General features: G+C 74.3%; 4 protein-coding genes, 1 tRNA gene and 1 pseudogene. 4 read left to right on the forward strand and 2 right to left on the reverse strand.

Annotated elements, in window-relative coordinates; translation table 11 throughout:
• Positions 1 to 147: 147 nt before the first annotated feature.
• Both ABD369_RS39695 and ABD369_RS39700 read right to left on the reverse strand, forming a co-directional pair.
• Complete coding sequence (locus ABD369_RS39695; RefSeq protein ID WP_344641514.1) at positions 148 to 1,848, reverse strand: glycosyltransferase family 39 protein; 1,701 nt, start codon at positions 1,846 to 1,848, stop codon at positions 148 to 150.
• 109 nt (positions 1,849 to 1,957) lie between these two features.
• Positions 1,958 to 3,493 (reverse strand): carboxyl transferase domain-containing protein, encoded by a 1,536-nt coding sequence (locus ABD369_RS39700; RefSeq protein WP_344641515.1) that lies wholly within the window; start codon positions 3,491 to 3,493, stop codon positions 1,958 to 1,960.
• A 136-nt stretch (positions 3,494 to 3,629) separates the two neighbouring features.
• Between ABD369_RS39700 and ABD369_RS41505 the strand changes: the two are divergent.
• The 4 genes and pseudogenes from ABD369_RS41505 to ABD369_RS39715 all read left to right on the forward strand — a co-directional run.
• A pseudogene (locus ABD369_RS41505) lies at positions 3,630 to 3,977 on the forward strand (protease inhibitor I9 family protein); the annotation flags it as partial.
• A 97-nt stretch (positions 3,978 to 4,074) separates the two neighbouring features.
• Positions 4,075 to 4,239, forward strand: a complete 165-nt coding sequence (locus ABD369_RS39705) for a S8 family serine peptidase (RefSeq protein WP_344641516.1) — start codon at positions 4,075 to 4,077, stop codon at positions 4,237 to 4,239.
• A 314-nt stretch (positions 4,240 to 4,553) separates the two neighbouring features.
• A tRNA-Arg gene (locus tag ABD369_RS39710) sits at positions 4,554 to 4,626 on the forward strand.
• 162 nt (positions 4,627 to 4,788) lie between these two features.
• On the forward strand, positions 4,789 to 5,736 hold the full coding sequence (locus tag ABD369_RS39715) for a hypothetical protein (protein WP_344641517.1): 948 nt from the start codon (positions 4,789 to 4,791) through the stop codon (positions 5,734 to 5,736).
• The last annotated feature ends 706 nt before the right edge of the window (positions 5,737 to 6,442 follow it).

Raw genomic sequence — 6,442 nt, forward strand, 5'->3', positions numbered from 1 at the left:
AGACGATCCGCTCGACGTTCTCGACCTCGTTGTAGGTCGGGATGATCACCAGCACCGGGCCGAGATCGGCGAAGGTGCTCTCCTTGGGGGTCTCCTCGGGGGCAGTCACGTTGTGCCTTTCGAAGCGGCGGGAGTGGCAGCGGGCCGTTACGCGCGCCCTCTTGCGCGCACCAGCAGCGACACCGTCAGCCCGCGCACATGCCGGACCTCGCTCGGGGTGAACACCGCTCGCAGGGCACCGGCCTGGCCGGCCGGCAGTGCCTGGTACGGGTCGTCGCCAGTGCCGATGGTAACGACCCAGGTACGGCTCACGTCACCGATACAGCGGACCGGAACCGGGCACTCCGACGGGAACAGGTCCTCCGCCCGTGCCGCGGTCTCCGCGATCAGCAGCGGTCTCGGACGGACGCCGTCCGGCAGGTGGTACGCCACTCCGGCGCCCACCATCATCCACGCCTTCTGCCCGGCCACCGCCACGATCCCGTCCCCGGCCCGGTAGCCGGACGCCACCAGGCGCGCCGCGCCCCGGTAGTCGGTCTCGGTCCGCGCGGTCACGTACCGCACCGCCCGCTGCTCCGGCAGCCCGAGCAGTCCGACCACGGCGACCACGGCCAGCGCCGGTGCGGCGGCGAGCCCCGGGGCCGTCCGGAGGCGCGCCGGGGTCCGGGAGGGCGCAGGGAACGGTGCGGCCGCCCCCCTGCGCGAGTTCGTGACCCGCCCGGCACCCTCTGGGGTGCGTGGGGCATTGCGCGACCCGGCGTCCGCGTTGGCGCGGGGGCGCTCGCGCTGTTTTTTGCGCCCTCGGAGCGGTGCGTCCTCGCGAAGCGCCGGCGTCCCCCAGAGTGCCACCCGGACGCCGAGAGCCTGTGCGGCGGCGCGGACCGCCGCGACGCCGCCGCCCGCGAGTGCGGCCCAGGCGGGCAGGGTGAAGAGCAGATAGCGGTCGACGAAGTACGAGGTGCGCCCCTGCGAGACCAGCCAGACCCCGAGCACCGGCAGCACGGCCGCGGCCGCCGCCTGGACCGCCGCCGACCGGTGGCCGCGCCACGCCAGGGCAGCCGCCGCCAGCAGGAGGAAGGCGCACATCACCCCGGACGAGCCGAGGAGCTCCGGCCAGAACGTCCGCAGCCGGTACCGGGTCGCGACGGCGATCCACTCCAGCTGGCGTCCAGACTGCCGCTGCCCCAGCAACATCACGGGCACCGTGGGCAGCAGCGCCGCCAACACCGCCGGCGGGAACCACCGCAGCGCCCGGGTGTCCCGTCCCGACCGGACGGCCAGGGCCACCACCACGCACTGCCCGGCGAGGCTGCTCAACGAGACCAGGTGGAAAACCCCGGCGAGCGCCGTGCACAGCGCGTACCAGGCCCAGCGCGCCGGGCAGGGCCGCTCCAGGGCCCGCAGCAGGCACCAGGTGCCCGCCGCCACGGCGCAGGTGACGATCGCGTACGAGCGGGCCTCCTGCGCGTACGCCGAGACGTTGGGGAGGTCCGCCAGCAGCAGTCCGGCGGCCACCGCGGCCACCCGGCTGCCGAACCACCGCAGCGCGGCGAGCGCCGTGAAGGCGGCGGCGGCGGCCATCGCCAGTGCGGAGGGCAGCCGCAGGCTGAGCACCGAGTCGCCGAAGACACCGGTCCAGGCGTGCAGCACCAGGTAGTACGCACCGTTGCTGGCGTCGACGTTGCCGAGCATCGCGAACAACTGCGGCAACGGCCGGGTCGCCGCGCTCCAGCTGGAGAACTCGTCGCGCCAGAGCTCGGGAGTGGTGATCCGGTAGAGGCCGAGCAGCAGGGTGACCAGGGCGGGCGATAGCCAGACGCTGCGAAGCGCGCGCCCGGGAGAGCTCAAAGGTTCGATGAGCATGGGAAGTCAAGGCGATCTGTGAAGCTGACTGGAAGTCAGTCCGCAAGGCGGGCCCGGCCAGGATACGGGAGCCGGACGGGCCCGCGAGGCGGTGTCAACCGGCGGTGGTGAGGTCGCCCAGGCGGCGGTTGCGCGCGGCCCGGGCGGCGGCCCGGACCGGCTCCGGCTGGGCGGCCAGTTCGCCGAGTGCGTGGGCGATCGCCCGGCCGGCGCGTTCGCAGAAGGCGTCCGGCTCCGCCGCGGCGTCCGGGAGTTCGGGCAGCACCTGGTCCACCAGACCGGCCGCCGCGAGGTCGTGCGCGCCGATGCCCTGGGTCCGGGCCAGTTCAGCCGCGTGCTCGCCATCCCGGTGGACGATCGCCGAGGCGCCCTCCGGCGGCAGCGGTGCCAGCCAGGCGTGCTGGGCCGCCAGCACCCGGTCGGCGGGCAGCAACGCGAGCGCGCCGCCTCCCGAGCCCTGGCCGAGCAGTACCGCCAGCACCGGGGTGCGCAGGGCGATCAGCGTGTCCAGACAGTGGGCGATCTCCATTGCCACGCCGTCGAGTTCGGCCTGGACGGAGAGTTCGGCCCCCGCGGTGTCCACCACCGTGACCAGGGGGAGTCCGAGCTGTTCGGCGAGAGTGGCCGTGCGCCGGACGCACCTCAGATCGGCGGCGGTGAACGGACGCTCGGTGCCGGGAGTCGCTCGCTGCTGGCCGACCACCACGGCCGGCCGGCCCCCGAACTCGGCCAACGCGCGCACCAGTGCGCCCGCCGCCCGGCCTTCGCACGGGGTGGGCGCGGTCAGTGGCAGTACGCCCTCGGCGGCCCGCGCGAGCAGCTCCCGCATCCCGGGCCGGCCGGGCTTCCGGGTCAGCCGGACCGACTCCCAGGTGTCGTCCAGCCCGTCCGCCGCGGGCCGGTCCGCCGGCGCCCCGCCCGCCGGCGCCCCGTCCGCCGCCGGATCGCCCCGGCGGTCCAGCATGGCCAGCAACCGCCCGACGAAGGCGGCCAGTTCGTCCGGCGGCACCACCGCGTCCACCAGCCCGCCGGACGCGAGCGTTTCGGCCCGCTGCACCTCCTCCGGCAGCCGGACCCCGCGCAGCTCCTCGTACACCCGGGGCCCGAGGAAGCCCAGCCGCGCTCCGGGCTCGGCCAGCACCGGCTGCCCGAGTGCGCCCCAGGAGGCGAACACCCCACCCATCGTGGGATTGCGCAGATACGTCAAGTACGGCAGCCCGGCGGTCCGGTGGGCCTGGACCGCGGCGGTGATCCGGACCATGCAGAGGAAGGCGGCCGACCCCTCCTGCATCCGGGTGCCGCCGGAGACGGGCAGGGCGAGCAGCGGCAGGCGCTCGGCCGTGGCCCGTTCCACGGCCCGGGTGATCCGCTCGGCCGTGGCGACCCCGATCGAGCCGCCCAGGAAGCCGAACTCCGAGGCCACCACCGCCAGCGGCCGCCCGTCCACCAGCAGCCGCCCGGTGGTCACCGCCTCGTCCAGCCCCGTCCGCGCCCGGGCCCGGGCCAGCGAGGCCGCGTACCCCTCGTCGGCGGGCGCCGCCGTGATCGGGGTGTCCCAGCACTCGAAACTCCCACGGTCGCCCAGCAGATCGATCAGCTGGGCCGCCGTCAGTCCGCTCCTGATGGTCATAGGTCCCCCGATCCCGGCTCCATCGGCGCCTCAGCGTACCCATTCCGCCGCGGCCGCCGGCCGTCCGGCTCCTGCGCCGAGTGGCCGATGGGCACTCAAGTCCGAATGGGCCGCGGTCGAAATGGGCCGGATGGCGATGGTCATTCGACCTGAACGGAGCATCGAATGCGCCTGTTCGCGCGCTGCGCCTCGGGCGCACCACTCCTGCTCGTCCCGCTCTGCGGTGCCACCGGAGCCGTGGCCAAGCCCGCTCCGGAGCCGGACCGGGCCCGCGCCGCTCCACACCTCGTCCACCGCCATCCCGGGCCGCTACATCGTCACCGTGAAGGACGACGTCGACCTGGCGACGGTGACCAGGGCCGCACCCGGCATCACCCCGAGGTTCACCTACTCCCACGTCCTGCACGGCTTCGCCGCCGACCTCAGCCCGTTCCAGCTGGCGGCGGTACGGAACCTGCCGGCCGTGGCGGCACTCGAGCAGGACGGCGTGGTCACGGCGGCCGAGCCCGGGCAGCCCGCTGCGAGGATCACGAGATCCTCTCGGCGAAGCTGGGCGGCGGCACCGCCGGGGCGGCACCTCGATGGCCAGCCCGCACGTGGCCGGCGTCGCGGCGCTCCACAAAGCGGTCCGCCCCTTCGCGAACACGGAGGAGGTCCGGCGCTGGATCGGTGCCCGGGCCACCAAGGACGTGCTCTCGGCGGCCGAAACCTCGCCCAACCGCCTGCTGTTCACCGGCGGCCTCTGAGCCGCCCTCCACGACCGCCCGCCGCCGACCTCCGGGCCTTCCACGACCGCCCGCCGCCGACCTCCGGGCCCTCCACGACCGCCCGCCGGCGCACCACCTGACGATCACACCCCACCAGTCCCACGACATCAGCGCCCGCCCGACCCGCGATCCGGTACCCTGTGGATCGAGCGTCCCGGCGGGCGCTGCACTCTGACCCGTGGAAACCCACGGCCGACGAGCCCGCAGCCCCGGCAGCACGACGCTCGACGCCTTGTCGACAGGCCGACCACGGCTCGGATCCCGAGCTCCGTGCGAGGTCCGGGACAAGCCCCGCCTCAGTAGCTCAGGGGATAGAGCACGGCTCTCCTAAAGCCGGTGTCGCAGGTTCGAATCCTGCCTGGGGCACGCTGACCAGAGCCTCGAACCATGATCGGTTCGGGGCTCTGGTGCTTGATCGGGAAATCGTCGGAGGGGTCGGCCCACGGCGGGCTTCCGGTCGTATCCGGCGTGCTTGCCTGCCATGACGGCCGCGGCCCGATCTGTCGGTCGGGCTGGCTAGGTGCCGGTGTGCTGACGGAGGACGAACTGAACGCACTGGTCACCGCGGGTTGCGGCGGGGACGAGGACGCGGTGTGGCAGCTGGCGGAGGCCGTGGCGGCGGAGCCCGGGCGGGTGGCGCCCCACCGTGAACGGCTGTTGGCCGCGCGGGTTTTCAGCCGGAGCGAGATCTGGCGAGGTGCGGACGGGCCGACCACCAGGGCGCTGGTCGAGCTCGCCGACTCGGCGGACGGGAATCAGTACCTCCTGCGGGAGTGTGTCGCCGAGGGGGATCCGGACGTCGCGCGTGAGGCGTTCGTCCGCTGGCGGAAGTCGGGCGATGTCGGCGCCCACACCCGTGCGGCGGGCTGGGAGCTGGAGCCGTCGGGGGAGCGGCGGGAACTCGTGGCGCGGCAGGCGTTCGAGCTGCTGGCCGTGGACGCGGAGGAGGCCGGGGAAGCGCTCTTCGGCCACGGGTCCGGGCAGCACTGCCCCTGGTGCGGCATGGAGTTGGCGTACGCACTCGACCTGCCGTCCGGCTCGGCGGTCGCGCGGGCGTTGGCACTGCCCACGGACGACCACGTGCAGGTGCTCGCCTGTCCGTGCTGCACGGACTTCGGCACGATCCTCAGTGAGTACGACGGCGCCGGCGGCTGCCGCTGGTCGACGAAGAACGAACGGCCGGAGTGGAACGGCCCGGTGCTGGACGGCTGGGATCCGTACCCGACCCGGCTGGTGCTCGGGCCCGCTCGGCCGGCGGACGGCAGCGGCACGGCCTGGCACGAGGGCGGGTCCACGCTCGGCGGTCGGCCGGAGTGGATCCAGGATCCCGAGTACCCCCACTGCCCGCGCTGCGGAAGGACGATGCGGTTCCTCTCGATGAACGACGGAGCCGACGTGTGGGGCGGCGAGGGCTGTCTCTACGTGTTCGCGGATCCGGAGTGCCGGACCGGGGCGGTGCTGTACCAGCAGAGCTGACGGACAGTTGGGCTCCCATGGCGGCGAACACGCCCGCTCCGCATCGCCCTTGCGGTGCCGCGGGCGTCGACTAGTCCCGGGACGGAAGAGGCGCGGGGGGAAGTCGGCGGGGTCGTGGGTGGCGGGGGTGATGTGGCGGCCCGGACGGACCAGGTGGAGGCCGGCGGGGTAGGGAGCCGGCGCGGTGGGCCGGGATCGCCGTGGGAAGGGACGGAGGTTCGGTGCCGTCGGCACGCAGGGTGAAGTGCGAACCGAACAAGGGGTTCGCCGTTGTCGCCGCCCGGGCCGCGGCGGTGCTGGGGCCCCGGCCGGGCGGGCGGCCGTCGGGGACGTCATGACGTGCGGGTCGGCGGGGCGCTGAGGCAAGCCGGGGATGCCGAACGGCCCGCCGCTCCCTGCGCGGGGGAGTGACGGGCCGTTGATCGGGGGCAGAGCCTGTTAATGGGATGTGGTCCTGCCATGCGTTAGTCGAGGCCTGGCGTGAACCGAGCGGCCGGGCGCCCGGACGACGGGCCCGCCGGTGGAGGATCGCCGGGAGGGTCAGAGGGCGGGCGCGGGTGCGGGTGCGGCGGGCGCGGCCATGGTCGGCTGTACGGGCGGGATCTGCTCCGGGTTCGGCTCCAGCTCGGCTCGTCCGGCCGCGTCGGAGAGTTTGATCAGCACGGCGGTCAGCAGCCAGTTGGCGGTCAGCGACGAGCCGCCGGAG

Origin of the sequence: Kitasatospora cystarginea (assembly GCF_039533515.1) — a bacterium.
GTDB classification, from domain to species: Bacteria; Actinomycetota; Actinomycetes; order Streptomycetales; family Streptomycetaceae; genus Kitasatospora; species Kitasatospora cystarginea.

Coding starts and splice junctions, on each gene's coding strand:
- ABD369_RS39700 (WP_344641515.1), bottom strand. CDS start 3,493: ATGACCATCAGGAGCGGACTGACGGCGGCCCAGCTGATCGATCTGCTG.
- ABD369_RS39705 (WP_344641516.1), top strand. CDS start 4,075: ATGGCCAGCCCGCACGTGGCCGGCGTCGCGGCGCTCCACAAAGCGGTC.